Source organism: Mitsuaria sp. CC2 (genome assembly GCF_048957715.1).
Lineage (GTDB): Bacteria > Pseudomonadota > Gammaproteobacteria > Burkholderiales > Burkholderiaceae_C > Roseateles.
This window is the reverse complement of record NZ_JARVXN010000024.1, coordinates 127,796-143,353: the sequence shown is the minus strand read 5'-3', so window position 1 is coordinate 143,353 and position 15,558 is coordinate 127,796. Positions and strand designations below refer to the sequence as shown.

The following is a 15,558-nucleotide window of genomic DNA, read 5'->3' as shown; positions in this document are numbered from 1 at the left end:
GCTGATGACGATCGGGGAGCCAATCGCCTGGTCGGGAGGGAAGATCCGGCGCCGGATGTGGCGCGGCGCCCACGCCGGTGAGAGCGGGGCGCCGCGATGGGGCCAGTCGTTGCCAGTTTTCCGGATTACTTCTTGCGGTCCTTCATCTGGGCGGCCGCGTACTGCTTGACCTGGTCGAGCGTGACCGAGCCGGTCTTCTGCGTGTCGACCTCGTCGAAGTGCTTGGCCAGGCGGGGCATGCCGGCCTCGGCTTCGGCCTTGGTCAGCTTGCCGTCGTGGTCCTTGTCCGCGGCGGCGAACCGGTCCTCGAGTTTCTGGGCGGCCTTGCCGTTCTGCGCCTGCGCGGGCAGGGTGGTGAGGGCCAGGGTCGCGACCACGGCGCCGGCCATGGCGGTCAGGATGGCTTTCATGTGAACTCCGCTGAAGTGGAGCCTGAAGCATCGCCGCGGCATGTGATGCCGTTGATGCGGCGCCGGTAAAGCTTCGTCAACGGATATCGCTGTGGGGGGGGGCCGGTTTTCATGTCCGATCGTGCGGCCACGTGGTCACTTGCAATACAAGCGGAGATCGTTCTGCGCCACCTGGCGGTCGTGCGCGTCGGTCGGGGCCCCATTCGCGTGCTGGACCGCGCCGCTGAGGACGTCCTTGGCCAAGGCGCATCGATAGGCGTCGCTTTCGCGGTTGAGACCTGCCGACAACGACAGCGGCACGGAAGACTCACGCCGTGGGGCGGGAGGGGCGACCGTCTGCCCGGAGGCGTCCGGTTGCGGCCGGTACACGGGCACGGGCGCAGGCACCGGTTGCGGCGGCGGTGGGGGCTTGATCTCGGTCGAGCGGGTGGCGGCGTCGCTGGGCTTGCGCTCCGAATACTGGACGCGGCCGTTCGCATCCACCCATTTGTAGACCTGCTGCGCCTGCGCGGCGATGGCCGGCACGGTCAGCGCGACGGCGATCACCGTCATCCGCAGGCGGCGTTCGAAGCGAAGCCGCCGCACGTTCTTCTGCGCCCGACATGTCATGGCGCCCTCCCTGGCATCGTCTGTTATTTTGGACGGTGGGACTGTACCCAGTCTCTGGCGGACGGCCCATCCCTCCGGAGGGGTGCCGCTGGCTGTCTACACTGACGCCCCCTTTCCGAGCCTCTTCATGCAAGCGCTCCTCGACGCCATCGCCTCCCTCACGCGGCCGACCGACGCCGGCCGCCTCTTCCACGGCCGCGGCGGCCGGTTTCCCGGCTGCGAGCAGTGGGCGCTGGACGCCTATCCGCCGGTCTTCCTGCTGACCAGCTTCGCGCCGGTCACGGAGGAGGAACTCACCCGCATCGGCGACGCGCTGGCCGCGCGCTGGGCCGTGATCGCGCCGGGCGAGCCCTTGAACTGGCTCTTCCAGCATCGCGACGAGAACCGGCCCGCCAACCGCCTCATGGCCGGCACGCTGCCCGACGAGCACGTCGTCGAGGAAGACGGCGTGCGCTTCCACGTCAACCTGCCGCACGGGCAGAACCACGGCTTCTTCCTCGACATGGCCGAGGGCCGTCGATGGGTGCGGCGCTGGGCGCAGGCGCATCCCGGTGGCTCGGTGCTCAACCTCTTCGCCTACACCTGCGCGTTCTCGGTCGTGGCGCGGCACGCGGGCGCCGGCACCGTCGAGAACTACGACATGGCGCGCGGCCCGCTCGCGACCGGGCGGCGCAACCACCAGCTCAACGGCGTGCAGGACCATGCCGCGTTCCACGCGCACGACATCTTCAACTCGTGGGGCAAGATCCGCCGCGGCGCGCCCTACGACCTCGTCGTGCTCGATCCGCCGAGCTACCAGAAGGGCAGTTTCGTCGCGACCAAGGACTACGCGCGGCTCGCGCGAAAGCTGCCCGACCTGCTCGCGCCCGGCGGCCACGCGCTCGTGTGCCTGAACACGCCCAAGCTCGGCACCGATTTCCTGCGCGAGACGCTTGCCGCGGAAGCGCCCGACCTCGAATTCATCGAGCGCGTCGCCAATCCCGACAGCTTCGCCGATGTGTCGGAGGAACGGGCGCTGAAGGTCCTGGTCTACCGGCAGTCCGAGCTCAGAAGCTCCGCGCCTCGATCGCTTCCCTGACGCGATCGAGCGCGACGCGCAGCCGCGCGATGTCCACCGATCCCAGCGCCAGCCGGATCGCGTGCGGCACCTGCTTCGTGACGGCGAAGGGCTCGGCCGTCGAGACCGACACCCGCTCCCGCTGCAGCGCCATCGCGACCTGGTCGGCGCGGACCTCCTCGCCCAGCGGCAACCACACGAAGTAGGACGACGGATGCCCGACGCGCTTCATGGCGCCCAGCCGCTCGACGACGAGCCGCTGCCGACGCTTCGCGTCCTCGCGCTTCTGCGTTTCGAGCCGCGACACCGTGCCGTCCTCCAGCCACCCGGCGGTGATGGCCGTCATCACGCCCGGCGTGTTCCAGGTCGTCGCCCGGATGGCCCGCTCCAGCGCATGGACCCGGTCCGCCGGCGCCACCGCGAAACCCACCCGCAGTCCCGCCGCGACGCTCTTGGAAAAGCCGGAGACGTAGACGGTGCGCTCCGGTGCCAGCATGGCCAGCGGCGGCGGCGGGTCCTCGGCGAGGTAGGCGTACGCGCCGTCCTCGACGATCAGCAGGTCGTGCCGCCGCGCCAGCGCCACCAGCTCGCGACGCCGCGTCGCAGCCATCACCCAGCCCAGCGGGTTGTTGAGCGTCGGCATCGTGTAGATCGCCTTCACGCGACGGCGTCTGCATAGCGCCTCCAGAGCGTCGAGGTCCGGTCCCGCGCCGGCGGACGGCACGGGCGCGAGCTCCAGCCGCTGCATGTCCGCGATCAACCGGAATCCGGGATAGGTCAGCGCGTCGACCGCGACGACGTCGCCCGGCTCCAGCAGCGCCATCAGCGTCACCGCCAGCCCGTGCTGCGCGCCGTCGACGAGCAGCACCCGCTCGCCCTCGACCGCCAGTCCGCGTCGCGCCAGATGACGGGCGATCGCGGCGCGGTCGGCCGGACGGCCGCCGTGCGGCTGGTAGCGCAGCAGCGCCTCCAGGTCGCCCGCGCCGGCCAGCTGGCGCAGCGCGCCGCGCAGCAGTTCGGTCTGACCGGGCAGCGAGGGGTAGTTGAAGCTGAGGTCGACCATGTCCGCCGCCACCGCGTCCAGGTCGACGCCCTGGCCCGTCGCGAGCGCCGTCTCCTTGACGAAGGTGCCGCGGCCGGTCTCGCCGCTGATCAGGCCCATCGCCTGCAGCTCCGCGTAGACCCGTGTCGCCGTCACCAGCGCGAAGCCTTCGCGCCCCGCGAGTTCCCGGTGCGTCGGCAACCGCGCGCCGGGCGGGAGCACGCCGGTCCGGATCTCCGCCGCCAGGCGGTCCACCACCGCCTTGTACCTGGGCTGAGCCATGCCTTGCGCCTGTATCCATGACAATTTCTTGATTGTATTGATGCGCTCGCCTACGCTGCGTCCCCGCTCCCCATCGAGGCACCGAGGACATGGACACCGCATCGCGAGGCTGGCTGAACGGATTCGCCGGCATGCTGATCTTCAGCGGCTCGCTGCCGGCGACGCGCGTCGCGGTGGCGGATTTCGATCCGGTCTTCCTCACGGCCGCGCGCGCCACCATCGCGGGCGTGCTCGCGTTGTCGGCGCTGTGGCTGCTGCGCGCGAAGCGACCGACGCCCGCGCAGGCCGTGCCGCTGGCCCTCGTCGCGGTCGGCGTCGTCATCGGCTTCCCGCTGCTGACGGCCCTGGCGCTGCAGCACGTGACCTCGGCGCATTCGGTGGTCTTCATCGCGCTGCTGCCGCTGTCGACCGCCGCCTTCGGCGTGCTGCGCGGCGGCGAGCGGCCGCGGCCCGTGTTCTGGATCTTCTCCGTCCTCGGCAGCCTGCTGGTCATCGGCTTCGCGGCGGCGCAGGGGCTGACCGCCTCGCCGGCCGGTGACCTGCTGATGCTCGCGGCCATCCTCGTCTGCGGACTCGGCTACGCGGAGGGCGCGAAGCTCTCGCGCACGCTTGGCGGCTGGCAGGTGATCTGCTGGGCGCTCGTGCTGTCGCTGCCGGCGATGTTCGCGCTCGCGCTGTGGCGCCTGCCGGTCAGCGTCGCCGGCATCGGCGCGCCGGCGTGGGTGGGCCTGGGTTACGTGTCCGTGTTCAGCATGCTGATCGGCTTCGTGTTCTGGTACCGCGGCCTCGCGCAGGGCGGCATCGCGGCCGTCGGGCAGCTGCAGCTGCTGCAGCCGCTGTTCGGCCTGGCGCTCGCCGCCGGCCTGTTGCGTGAACCGGTGAGCCCGGTCATGCTCGCGGTCACCGTCGCCGTCATCGGGTGCGTGGCGGGGGCGCGGCACTTCTCGCGCGCGCGCTGAACGCTGAATCGAGACTGCCGCGTCACGACCGCAAACCGGGGACGCGCGCCGACGCCGACGGGAACCGCCCTTGCCCGCCACCGCAGCCGGTGGATCGGGCAAGTTTCCCGTCGCATCAGGCAAGCCGTGACCCCTTGCGCCTTCCTAGACTGCTCGGGGTCGTGACGCCGCAATCAGGAGGTCGACATGGGTGCTCGCTTCGCTCGGGATTCATCGTGGTCAATTCCGCTGTCGTCGCCGCTGTCATCGCCGCTGTGGTCGCCGCTGTGGTCGCCGCTGTCATCGTCCTGCGCGATGGCCTGCGCGGCGGTGCTGGGCCTGGCGCTCGCGACGCCGCTGGTCCACGCGGCCGACGGCCCCGGATCCTTCACGCCGACGCCGATCTCGGCCACGCCGAACCGGCAGGACGGGCTCGCCGCCTTCGCGCAGCTGGAGCGCGTGCTGAAGCATCCGCGATGTCTGAACTGTCATGTGCCGGATTCGCCGCTGCAGGGGGATTTCAGCCGCCTGCATTACCCGCCGGTGCAGCGCGGCGCGGACGGCAAGGGTGTCGCGCCGCTGCAGTGCACGACCTGCCATTCGACGCAGAACAGCCCGCTGCCGCACGCGCCGCCGGGCCTTGAGACCGATGGCAAGCCGGGCTGGCACATGCCGCCCGCCAACATGAAGATGAACTGGGTCGGCCTGCAGGGCGCGGCCCTGTGCAAGGTCTTCCGCGAACCCAGGACCAACGGCAACCGCTCGCTGGCGATGCTGGAGCAGCACATGGTGACAGACCACCTGGTCGCCTGGGGCTGGCAGCCCGGCCCCGGCCGCAGCCTGCCGCCGCTGGACAAGGCGAGCTTCGACGGACAGGTCCGGGCCTGGATCCGCAACGGCGCGCCCTGCGACGCCACCGAACCGCTGCGCAAGTCCGTCGGCACGACGAAGGCCGACGCGACGCAAGGCGTGGTCGAGCATCTGCGCGCGCTTGCCACCGATGCCACTGATGCCACCGGTGTCGCCAACGCCACCGGCGCCACCGCCGCCACCAATGCCACCGGTGCCACCAACGCCCAGCAAGCTTCGAGGAGCCAGCCATGATGTCGTTCCGTCTCAACGGACAAGCGCAACAAGTCGACGTCCCGGGTGACACGCCGGTGCTGTGGGTCCTGCGGGACACGCTGGGCATGACGGGCACGAAGTTCGGTTGTGGCATCGCCGTCTGCGGCGCGTGCACGGTGCACATCGACGGCGAGCAGCGCCGCGCCTGCGTCACGCCGATCGAGTCGGTGGCCGGCCAGCACATCACCACGATCGAGGCCATCGGCGGCGACCGCATCGGCCTGGCCGTGCAGGACGCGTGGGTCAAGCACGACGTCGTGCAATGCGGCTACTGCCAGAGCGGACAGATCATGGCGGCCGTCGCGCTGCTCAAGACCAATCCCAAGCCCAGCGACGCCGACATCGACGCCGCCATGAGCGCCAACCTCTGCCGCTGCGGCACCTATGTGCGGATCCATGCCGCCGTCAAGGACGCCGCGCTCGCGCTGGCCTGAAGGAGCATCCCATGCGACCCATGTTCCAGTACCTGAGCGGTGAGTTGCCCGAGGGCATCGATGATCCCATCGGTTCCGCCGGCGTCGCGACAAGCGGGACCAGCGAGGTGAGCGAGATGCGCGGTCTTGGCCGCCGCGTCTTCCTGAAGATGAGCCTCGCGTCCGGCTTCGCGTTGTACGCGACCGGCGCCGGCGCGCAGGAGGCCGCGGGGAGCGGCGCTTCCGCCGCGGGCGCGCCCGGTGCCTCCGGCGCGCCGGAAGGCCTCAAGCCCTTCCAGCAGCCGTCGGCGTTCGTCGCGATCGACGGCGACGGCGTCGTCACGGTGACGATCGGCAAGATCGATTTCGGCCAGGGCGTGCAGACGGCGCTGCCGATGCTGGTGGCCGAGGAGCTGGATGCGGACTGGAGCAAGGTCCGCTGCGAGCTCGCGCCGGCGGGCGAGGCCTACAAGGATCCGTTCTTCCACATCCAGATGGTGGGCGGCTCCACCAGCATGAAGGCCTCGTGGCAGCAGTACCGCGAGATCGGCGCCCGCCTGCGCGCGATGCTGGTCGCCGCGGCGGCGAAGCAACTGAACGTGCCCGCCGCCCGGTTGCGGACGGAGTCCGGCAGCGTCATCGCGCCGGACGGTCGCCGGCTCGGTTATGGCGTGCTGGCGAAGTCGGCATTCGCCGAGCCGGTGCCCGCGACGGTGCAGCTCAAGGACCCGTCGCAGTTCAAGCTGATCGGCAAACCGGTGAACCGGCTCGACGCTCGGGCGAAGTCGACGGGCCGCCAGGACTTCGGCATCGACGTCAAGCTGCCGGACCTGCGCACGGTGGTGATGGTCCACCCGCCGGTCTTCGGCGGGAAGGTGGCGACCTTCGACGCGACGGCCGCGCTCGCGGTGCCCGGCGTCGAGGAGATCCTCCAGGTGCCGCTGAGCAGCGGGGCGACAGGTCTCGCGATCATCGCCAACGGCTTCTGGCCCGCGCGCAAGGCGCGCGAGCTGGTGAAGGTCGACTGGAACCTGAGCGGCCTGGAGCGCGTCGACAGCGCGTCGCAGCTGGAGCAGTTCCGGGCGCTGTCGAAGCAGCCGGGCGCGTCGGTGCAGAAAGCGGACACGTCGGCGCTGGAGGCGAAGGGCGGGAAAGCTGCCCCGGGCCGCATCACGGCGGAGTACACCTTCCCGTACCTGGCGCACACGCCGATGGAGCCGCTGAACTGCACGATCGACTTCCGGGGCGACCGCTGCACGGTGTGGGTGGGCTCGCAGTTCCAGACGGTGGACCAGGCGCAGGTGGCGGGCGTGCTCGGCCTGAAGCCGGAGCAGGTCACCTTGAACACGATGACCGCCGGCGGCGGATTCGGGCGTCGCGCGACGCCGACCTCGGACTACCTCGTCGAGGCCGCGCAGGTGGCGAAGGCGCGCTACGCGGCGGGCAAGCGCGGTCCGATCAAGATGATCTGGACGCGCGAGGACGACGTGCGCGGCGGCTTCTACCGTCCGACGCACCTGCACCGTGTCGAGATTGCGCATGACGGCAAGGGCCGGGTCCTCGCGTGGAAGCATGTGATCGTCGGGCAGTCGATCACGATGGGCACGCCGTTCGCGGACTTCATGGTGAAGAACGGCGCGGACGCGACCATGACCGAGGGCGTGGCCGAGAGCGCCTATCCCTTCCCGATCGCGCTGGACGTGCATCACCCGAAGGTCAACGTGCCGGTGCTGTGGTGGCGTTCGGTGGGGCACACCCACACGGCTTTCGTGATGGAGACGCTGGTCGACGAGCTCGCGCGCGCGGGGAAGATCGATCCGGTGGCGTACCGGCGGCAACTGCTGGCCAAGCATGCGCGGCACATCGCGGCGCTGGACCTGGCGGTCGAGAAGTCCGGCTACGGCAAGACGAAGCTCGCCAAGGGCCACGCCTGGGGCGTGGCGGTGCACGAGTCCTTCAACACGGTGGTCGCCTACGTGGTCGAGGTGTCGATCAAGGACGGCCGCCCGGTGCTGCACAAGGTGACGGCGGGGGTGCACTGCAACCTCGCGGTGAACCCGCGCACGATCGAGGCGCAGGTGCAGGGCGCGCTGGTGATGGGCGTCGGCATGACGCTGCCGGGGGCGCAGATCACCTTGAAGAACGGCGAGGTCGAGCAGGGCAACTGGAACGACTACCGGGTGCCCATCCACGTGGATGCGCCGAAGGTCGACCTGCACGTCGTGCCGTCGGCCGATCCGCCGACCGGCATGGGCGAATGCGGCGTCCCGCCCATCGCGCCGGCGATGGCGAATGCGATGGCGGTGTTGACGGGGAAGCGGATCAGGAGTCTGCCGTTCCCGGTGTGATCAGGCCGGGAGCCTCGCCACATCCTTCACCCACGGCTGCGCTTCCCAGTGCGCTTTGGCGAAGGCCTCGATCTGCTCGCGGTAGGTCATCGACAGCCCGATCGCGTCCAGCCCTTCCAGCAGCATCCGCTGATGTCGCGGCAGCATGTCGAAACGCGCCTGGACACCGCCCGCGCTGCGCAGCGTCAGCGTCTCGACATCGATGGTGACGGCGTTGCCTGGCACACGGTCCGCCTCGACCATCAGCCGGAGCACGTCCGCTTCCGGCAGCGCCACCAGCAGCAGGCCGTTGCCCATCGCATTCGAATAGAAGATCTCGCCGAAGCCCGGGGCGATGACGGCGCGGATGCCCGCCTGCTGCAAACCCCAGACCGCGTGCTCGCGGCTGGAGCCGCAGCCGAAGTTGTTGCCGCCGAGCAGCACGGACACGCCGGCGTACTCGGGCCTGTTGAGGACGAAGTCCTGGCGCTCGCGGCCGTCGGCGTCGAAACGCAGGTCGTAGAGCAGCCCATCGCGCAGGCCGCTCTTGTCGATGCCGCGCAGGAACTGCTTGGGCATGATCTGGTCGGTGTCGAGGTTCTCGAGACGCAGCGCCGCGGTGCGGCCTTCGACTTGGCGGACGGGATTCATCGCGGGATCTCCTGGGGAGCAGAGGCAGCCTGCGCTGCGGATGCCGATGCGGACGCCGATGCGGACGCCGGAGCCAATCGGCGCACGTCGGTGAGTCGGCCGGTCACCGCGGCGGCGGCGGCCATCGCGGGGCTCATGAGGTGCGTGATCGCGCCGCGGCCCTGGCGGCCTTCGAAGTTGCGGTTGGTCGTCGACGCGCAGCGGATGCCGTCGGCGAGCACGTCGTCGTTCATCGCCAGGCACATCGAGCACCCCGGCTGTCGCCATTCGAGGCCGGCGTCGAGGAATACGCGGTCCAGGCCTTCCGCCTCCGCCATCGCGCGCACGGCGCCGGAACCCGGCACCACCATCGCGCGCACGCCCGGCGCCACGTGACGGCCGCGCAGCACGGACGCCGCCGCGCGCAGGTCCTCGATGCGGCCGTTCGTGCAGGAGCCGATGAACACGTGCTGGATCGGCGTGCCTTCCAACGCCGCGCCGCCGGCGAGACGGGCGTAGCGCAGCGCGCGTTCGGCGCTCGCGCGTGTCGGCCCCTCGTCCATCAATGCCGGATCGGGGATCGGACCGTCGATCGCCGCGACCTGATCGGGGCTCGTGCCCCAGGTCACCTGCGGCGCGACCTCGGCGGCCTCGAAGCGATGTTCGATGTCGAAGTCCGCATCGTCGTCGCTGTGCAGCGTCGCCCAGTGGGCGAGGGCGGGCTCGCGCCAGTCGCCGGCCAGGTCGGGGCAGCGGGCGAGCACGTAATCGATCGCCGTCTCGTCTGGCGCGATCAGCGCGCCGCGCGCGCCGGCTTCCACCGCCATGTTGCACAGCGTGAAGCGGGCCTCGACCGACAGCGCGGTGATCGCCTCGCCGCAGAACTCGACGACGTAGCCGCGCGCGCCCTGCGCGCCGATGCGGCCGATGATCGCGAGGATCAGGTCCTTGGACGTCGTGCCGACCGGCAGCGCGCCGTCGACGCGGATGCGCATGTCCTTCGCGACCCGGTAGACCAGCGTCTGCGTGGCCAGCACGTGCGCCACCTCCGTGGTCCCGATGCCGAAGCCCAGCGCGCCCAGCGCGCCGTAGGTCGTCGTGTGGCTGTCGCCGCAGATCACGACCATGCCGGGGCGGATCATCCCGTGCTCCGGCGCCACGACGTGTTCGATGCCCTGCAGCGCGTCGGTCGTGTCGAACAGCCGGATGCCGTGTCGATCGCAGTTCGCCTTCAGATTGGTCGCCTGCAGCGCCGAGGGGGGATCAGCGATCACGCGCAGCTTGGGTGCCACCGGGTGCGTCGGGATGATGTGGCTCACCACGGCCACGTTCTGCCCCGGCATCGGCACGCCGCGGCCCTGCTCGTGCAGGCCGGTGAAGGCCTGCGGGCTGGTGTACTCGTTCATCAGGTGCAGATCGCAGAACAGCAGCACGTTCTGCGCGTCGAGGGTCGCTACCGTGTGGCTGTCGACGAGCTTGCGATAGAGCGTGCGCGGGGCGGCACCTGCAGGCGTTCCGGCATTCGCAGGCATGGCGACATCCGTGAGCGTGGCGGTCATGGCTGGCTCTCCTTGCCCTGATGGGCAACGACATCGGCGGTGAAGAAGGGAAGCACGCGATCGAGCAGTTGCTCCGGCGCCTCCTCGGGGATGTAGTGGCCGCAGGGCAGGGCCTCGCCGCGCATGTCGTCGGCGACACCGCGCCACAGGGTCAGCGGTTCGAAGCAGCGATGGACGACGCCCTCGCGGCCCCAGAGCGCGAGCAGCGGCATGCGCAGCCGGCGGCCGGCGGCGCGGTCCTCGCGGTCATGGTCCAGGTCGATGCCGGCGCTGGCGCGGTAGTCCTCGCACAGGCCGTGCGCGGTGCCGGGCAGCGCGAGGCAGCGCTTGTATTCGGCCAGCGCGCGTGGGTCGAAAGGCGCCAGGCCCGCGCTGCGCCGGCCCATCACGTCGCGGATGTAGGCGCCGGGATCGGCCTCGATGAGGCGCTCCGGCAGCGGCGCCGGCTGGATCAGGAAGAACCAGTGCCAGTAGGCGCGCGCGAAGGCGACGCTGGTGCCCTCGTACATGTCCAGCGTCGGTGCGATGTCCAGCAGGGCGAGCCGCCGCACCGCCTCCGGCGCGTCCATCGCCAGCCGATGCGCGACGCGCCCGCCGCGATCGTGCGCGAGCACGTCGAAGCGTTCGTGCCCGAGCTGGCGCATCACGCTCAGCATGTCGGCCGCCATCGTGCGCTTGCTGTAGGCGGCGTGGTTGTTCGACGCCGACGCCGACGCCGACGCCGACGCCGACGTTGACGTTGACGTTGACGTTGACGTTGACGTTGACGCCGCGCCGGGCTGCAGCGTGTGCAGGGCTTCGGGCACCTCCGGCTTCGACGAGTCGCCGTAGCCGCGCAGGTCGGCGGCGACGACGGTGAAGTGCTCCGCCAGCGCAGGCGCGACCTTGTGCCAGATCGCGCGCGTCTGCGGGTGGCCATGGAGCAGCAGCAATGCCGGGCCGGTGCCGCCCATCGTCAAGTGGATGCGGACGCCGTCGGCGGTGGGCAGGCTCAGGTGCTGGAAGCCGGGATAAAGCGCATCGAGCGCATCGAGCGCATCTGGCGCATCGAGCGCATCTGGCGCATCTGGCGCAGCGTGGCTGGGGGAAGCGGACATGGGAAGACTCCTCGTTGGTCCCGATTCTGGAAGTGAATGGGGCGCACATAATTTCCGTTTCGGCAGTTCTTTCGTTCCGGAGGTTCATCAATGGACGGCTTCTCCGATCTGGCCTTTTTCGCGCTGCTGGTGAAGCAGGGCAGCCTCGCGGCCGCGGCGCAGCAACTCGGCGTGACGCCGCCGGCGGTGAGCAAGCGGCTCGCAGCGATCGAGCGCCGGCTCGGCGTGCGGCTGCTGCAGCGGACCACGCGCCGCATCGGCCTCACGCCCGAGGGCGAGACCTACCTCGTCGACGGCGCGCGCGTGCTGGAGGAGCTGGAGGCGCTGGAGCGCACGGTCGCCGGCAGCAAGGCGGCGCCCAAGGGGCTGCTGCGCGTCGCGGCAAGCTTCGGCTTCGGACGCAAGCATGTGGCGCCGGCGCTGTCGAAGTTCGCGCGCCAGTTCCCGGATGTCGAGGTGCAGCTGGCGTTGACGGATCGGCCGGTCAACCTGATCGAGCAGGGGATCGATCTGGAGGTCCACGTCGGCGAACCGCCCGATGCGCGGCTCACGGCGCGTCTGCTGGCACGCAACCGGCGCGTGCTGTGCGCCTCGCCCGCCTATCTGAAGCGCGCGGGGGAGCCCGCCACGCCCCGTGAACTCGCGCGGCACGCCTGCCTGTTCATCCGCGAGAGCGACGAAACCTTCGGCACCTGGCATTTCCAGCAAGGGGCGCGCAGGGAGACGGTGAAGGTGCGCGGGCCGCTCGCCGCCAACGACGGCGAGAGCGTGCTCGCGTGGGGACTCGATGGGCACGGGGTGCTGATGCGCTCGTTCTGGGAAGCGGCGCCGATGCTGCGATCGGGACGCTTGCGGCCCGTGCTCGCGGAGTGGTCGATGCCGCCGGCGGACATCCACCTGATCTATCCGCCGCGCGCGCAACTGTCGGCGAAGACGCGGGCGCTCGTCGACTTCCTGATGGCGCGCTTCGAGCCCAACCGCGAGGGCGACGACGGCGGGTGGTGATCGACGGCCGCAGGCCCCGCGCAAGCCCCTCTCCCGCAGTGCGGGAGAGGGAGTAAGGGGAGGGGCATTTCGTCCTAGGGCAATCTGTCCATGGGCAGCTTGTCCTAGGACGATCTGTCCCTTCCGCGAGCGGGCCGCTTTCGGAACACTGCGCGGCCATGGACTCCTTGATCCTCGCGCGCCTGCAGTTCGCGCTCAACATCACCTTCCACATCCTTTTCCCGACGATCACGATCGCGCTGGGCTGGGTCGTGCCGTCGACTGGTGGGCCATCGTCTTCAACCCGTCGTTCCCGTATCGGCTCGCCCACAAGCTGCTCGCCTCCGGGCTCACCGCCGCCTTCCTGCTGGCGGGCGTCAGCGCCTGGCAGATGCTCAAGGCTCGCGAGCAGCCGCACACGCGCCGGGTGCTGCGGCTCGGCCTCACGTTGGGCGCGGTGCTGATTCCGCTGCAGATCGTCGCCGGCGACCTGCACGGGCTCAACACACTGAAGCATCAGCCCGCCAAGATCGCCGCGATGGAAGGCGTCTGGACCACCGAGCGCGGCGCGCCGCTGCTGCTCTTCGCGCTGCCCGACGAGCAGGCGAAGGAGAACCGTGTCGCCATCGGCGTTCCGCGGCTCGCCAGCCTGATCCTCACGCACGATGTCGACGGCGAGATCCGCGGACTGAATGAATTCGAGGGCGCGCATCCGCCGGTGAAGCCGCTGTTCTTCGGCTTTCGCGTGATGGTCGGCGTCGGCCTGCTGATGCTCGTCTTCGCCTGGGGCGGGTGGTGGCTGTTCCGGCGCTCGGGCTGGCGGCGGCTCCCTCGACCGTGGTTGTGGGGACTGTCGCTCATGAGCTTCTCCGGCTGGATCGCCACCGTGGCCGGCTGGTACGTCACTGAAATCGGCCGCCAGCCCTTCATCGTCTACGGCGTGCTGCGGACTCAGGAAGTCGCCGCCAACAACCCGGGATCCCTGGTCGCCGCCTCGCTGGCCGGTTATGCGACGGTCTATCTCGCGCTCCTCATCGCCTACGTCGCCGCGGTCAAGCGCATGGCGGAGAAGGGCGCTGAAAAGGACTCGGAAAAGGGCGTCTCGGCCGGACCGGCTGAACCGGCTGAACCGGCCGGACCGGCTGAACCGGCTGAACCGGCCGTGGGCTCCCCATCGATGCCGATCTCGGCAGCCGTGATCTCGAGGAGCTTCACATGAGCGCGCTGCCGGTGATCTTCATGGCCCTGATGGGGCTCTCGCTGCTGATCTACGTGGTGCTGGACGGTTACGACCTCGGCGTGGGGATGCTGTCCGTCGCGGCGGAGGAGGGCGATCGCGACCGCATGGTCGCGGCCATCGGTCCGTTCTGGGATGCCAACGAGACCTGGCTGGTGCTGGCCGTCGGCCTGCTGCTGATCGCCTTCCCGAAGGCGCAGGGCGTGGTGCTCACCGCGCTCTACGTGCCGGTCGTGCTCATGCTGCTCGGGCTGATCCTGCGAGGTGCGGCTTTCGACTTCCGCGCCAAGGGCGATCCCGCGCACAAGCGATGGTGGGAGGCGGCCTTCGCGGGCGGATCCGCGCTGGCCTCCCTGGCGCAGGGCTGGATGCTCGGCCGCTACGTGACCGGGTTCGAGGACGGCGCGGCGGCGCAGGTCTTCGCTGCGGGCATCGCCATCGCGCTGACGGCCTGCCATGTGTTGCTGGGTGCGGGCTGGCTGCTGATCAAGACGGAAGGCGGGTTGCAGCGACGCGCGGTGGGGTGGGCGAAGCGTGCCTGGCCGGCGGTTGTCGCGGGACTGCTGGTCGTGTCCGTCGCCTCGCCATGGCTGAGCCTGACAGTGCGGGCGCGCTGGTTCGACATGCCGGGCCTGATCGCGCTGGCGCCGCTGCCGTTGACGGCGCTGCTCGCGCTGGCTGTGCTGCGCGGGCTGTTGAACTCGCACCGCGTCCTGGGCAAGCTGAGCTGGGCGCCGTTCGCGCTGATGGTCGTCGTCCTGACGCTCAGCTTCTTCGGACTTTCCTACAGCCTCTATCCGTTTGTCGTCATCGACCGGCTCACGATCTGGGATGCCGCGGCCGCAGATGAATCGCTGCGTTTCCTGCTTGTCGGCGCGGGCCTCACGCTGCCGGTGATCCTGGCTTACTCGATGTTCTCGTACCGAGTGTTCCGTGGGAAGGTGCGCGCGCTCGCGTATTGAGCGAACGCCTGGTTCTCACTGGGGCCGGAGTGATCCTTGGGGTTCGCGGACGCGATGCCCCATGGGTCGCGGAGAGCCCGCGCTTGGCGGTCGCAGTGATTCCCAGAGCCTGCGCTTGGCGGTCGCAGTAATTCCCAGAGCCCGCGCTTGGCGACGGAAGTTCAGGAGATGGCAACATGCCGCCTTCCGCTGAGAAGCGAGCCATTCCAAGAACTCCATGGACTTCCACTCCCTGCTTTCCCTGGCCGAGCTGGCTTGGCCGGTGCTGTTGAAGGGCACCGGCTACACGCTGCTGTTCGCGGTGATGGCGATGATTTTCGGCCTGCCGCTGGCGGGGGTGATCACGCTGGTGCGGGTGCTCAAGCTGCCGCTGCTGGATCGCGTGATGGCGGTCTATGTGAGCGCGATGCGCGGCACGCCGTTGCTGGTGCAGGTGTTCATCGTCTATTACGGGTTGCCGAGCATCGGCATCGAATTTTCCCCGCTGGTGGCCGGCGTGCTGACGCTGACGCTGAACGTTGCCGCCTACATGAGCGAGACCTTGCGCGGCTCGATCGCTGCGGTTGCGCAGGGCCAGTGGCTGGCGGGCACCTCGCTGGGGTTGAGCCGTGCGCAGACGCTGCGTTTCGTGGTCGGCCCGCAGGCGCTGAGAGCGGCCGTGCCCAGTTTGTCCAACAGCCTGATCTCGCTGATCAAGGATACGTCGCTCGTGTCGGTGATCGCCGTGACCGAGCTGATGCTCGCCACCAAGGAGGTCATCTCCACGACCTTCCAGCCGTTCCCGCTCTACGTGGCCGCGGCGCTGATCTACTGGGTCTTGAGCTTCGCGTTCGAGCGGGTGCAGAAGTGGATGGAGAAGCGACTCGCCTATCCGCATTGATCGGCG

15 protein-coding genes and 1 pseudogene are annotated in these 15,558 nt (G+C 69.9%); 10 read left to right on the top strand and 6 right to left on the bottom strand.

From position 1 onward, the window contains the following. Window positions 1-125: 125 nt before the first annotated feature. Both PV762_RS17460 and PV762_RS17455 read right to left on the bottom strand, forming a co-directional pair. A complete protein-coding gene (locus tag PV762_RS17460) occupies window positions 126-410 on the bottom strand; it encodes an EF-hand domain-containing protein (RefSeq protein WP_421036269.1) in 285 nt (94 codons plus the stop codon). Window positions 411-545: 135 nt separating this feature from the next. Further along, on the bottom strand, window positions 546-1,019 hold the full coding sequence (locus PV762_RS17455; RefSeq protein ID WP_421036268.1) for a DUF4124 domain-containing protein: 474 nt from the start codon (window positions 1,017-1,019) through the stop codon (window positions 546-548). 127 nt (window positions 1,020-1,146) lie between these two features. Between PV762_RS17455 and PV762_RS17450 the strand changes: the two genes are divergently transcribed. Further along, window positions 1,147-2,097: a class I SAM-dependent methyltransferase gene (locus tag PV762_RS17450; protein ID WP_421036267.1), complete on the top strand. Its 951-nt coding sequence runs from the start codon at window positions 1,147-1,149 to the stop codon at window positions 2,095-2,097. Here the strand turns inward: PV762_RS17450 and PV762_RS17445 are convergent. Next, the gene (locus PV762_RS17445; protein WP_421036266.1) at window positions 2,066-3,400 is read right to left on the bottom strand and encodes a PLP-dependent aminotransferase family protein; all 1,335 of its coding nucleotides are present in this window, start codon (window positions 3,398-3,400) and stop codon (window positions 2,066-2,068) included. The genes PV762_RS17450 and PV762_RS17445 overlap by 32 nt on opposite strands. Before the next feature lie 89 nt (window positions 3,401-3,489). Between PV762_RS17445 and PV762_RS17440 the strand changes: the two genes are divergently transcribed. From PV762_RS17440 to PV762_RS17425, 4 genes are all read left to right on the top strand, one after another. After that, entirely contained in the window at window positions 3,490-4,359 is an 870-nt protein-coding gene (locus tag PV762_RS17440) for a DMT family transporter (protein WP_421036265.1), read from the top strand. Between the two features lie 186 nt (window positions 4,360-4,545). Further along, window positions 4,546-5,442: a hypothetical protein gene (locus PV762_RS17435; RefSeq protein WP_421036264.1), complete on the top strand. Its 897-nt coding sequence runs from the start codon at window positions 4,546-4,548 to the stop codon at window positions 5,440-5,442. Then, entirely contained in the window at window positions 5,439-5,897 is a 459-nt protein-coding gene (locus PV762_RS17430; RefSeq protein ID WP_421036263.1) for a (2Fe-2S)-binding protein, read from the top strand. Before PV762_RS17435 ends, PV762_RS17430 begins: the two co-directional genes overlap by 4 nt. Before the next feature lie 116 nt (window positions 5,898-6,013). After that, on the top strand, window positions 6,014-8,224 hold the full coding sequence (locus PV762_RS17425; RefSeq protein ID WP_421036291.1) for a molybdopterin cofactor-binding domain-containing protein: 2,211 nt from the start codon (window positions 6,014-6,016) through the stop codon (window positions 8,222-8,224). Here the strand turns inward: PV762_RS17425 and leuD are convergent, their stop codons facing one another. The 3 genes from leuD to PV762_RS17410 are packed head-to-tail and all read right to left on the bottom strand — an operon-like array spanning window position 8,225 to window position 11,489. Further along, window positions 8,225-8,854, bottom strand: a complete 630-nt coding sequence (leuD, locus tag PV762_RS17420) for a 3-isopropylmalate dehydratase small subunit (RefSeq protein WP_421036262.1) — start codon at window positions 8,852-8,854, stop codon at window positions 8,225-8,227. Continuing rightward, the gene (gene leuC / locus PV762_RS17415; RefSeq protein ID WP_421036290.1) at window positions 8,851-10,365 is read right to left on the bottom strand and encodes a 3-isopropylmalate dehydratase large subunit; all 1,515 of its coding nucleotides are present in this window, start codon (window positions 10,363-10,365) and stop codon (window positions 8,851-8,853) included. Before leuC ends, leuD begins: the two co-directional genes overlap by 4 nt. A 23-nt stretch (window positions 10,366-10,388) precedes the next feature. After that, entirely contained in the window at window positions 10,389-11,489 is a 1,101-nt protein-coding gene (locus PV762_RS17410; protein WP_421036261.1) for an alpha/beta fold hydrolase, read from the bottom strand. A 90-nt stretch (window positions 11,490-11,579) separates the two neighbouring features. Between PV762_RS17410 and PV762_RS17405 the strand changes: the two genes are divergently transcribed. The 5 genes and pseudogenes from PV762_RS17405 (at window position 11,580) to PV762_RS17385 (ending at window position 15,552) form a co-directional block, all read left to right on the top strand. Continuing rightward, window positions 11,580-12,494, top strand: a complete 915-nt coding sequence (locus PV762_RS17405) for a LysR family transcriptional regulator (RefSeq protein WP_421036260.1) — start codon at window positions 11,580-11,582, stop codon at window positions 12,492-12,494. A 158-nt stretch (window positions 12,495-12,652) separates the two neighbouring features. Next, a pseudogene (locus PV762_RS17400) lies at window positions 12,653-12,712 on the top strand (hypothetical protein); the annotation flags it as partial. A gap of 26 nt (window positions 12,713-12,738) precedes the next feature. After that, window positions 12,739-13,692 carry a cytochrome ubiquinol oxidase subunit I gene (locus tag PV762_RS17395; RefSeq protein ID WP_421036289.1) on the top strand — a complete coding sequence of 318 codons (954 nt, stop codon included), beginning with the start codon at window positions 12,739-12,741 and terminating at the stop codon, window positions 13,690-13,692. After that, window positions 13,689-14,672, top strand: a complete 984-nt coding sequence (locus tag PV762_RS17390) for a cytochrome d ubiquinol oxidase subunit II (protein WP_421036259.1) — start codon at window positions 13,689-13,691, stop codon at window positions 14,670-14,672. The genes PV762_RS17395 and PV762_RS17390 overlap by 4 nt, the downstream gene beginning before the upstream one ends. 217 nt (window positions 14,673-14,889) lie before the next feature. Then, complete coding sequence (locus tag PV762_RS17385; RefSeq protein WP_421036258.1) at window positions 14,890-15,552, top strand: amino acid ABC transporter permease; 663 nt, start codon at window positions 14,890-14,892, stop codon at window positions 15,550-15,552. Window positions 15,553-15,558 lie beyond the last annotated feature (6 nt).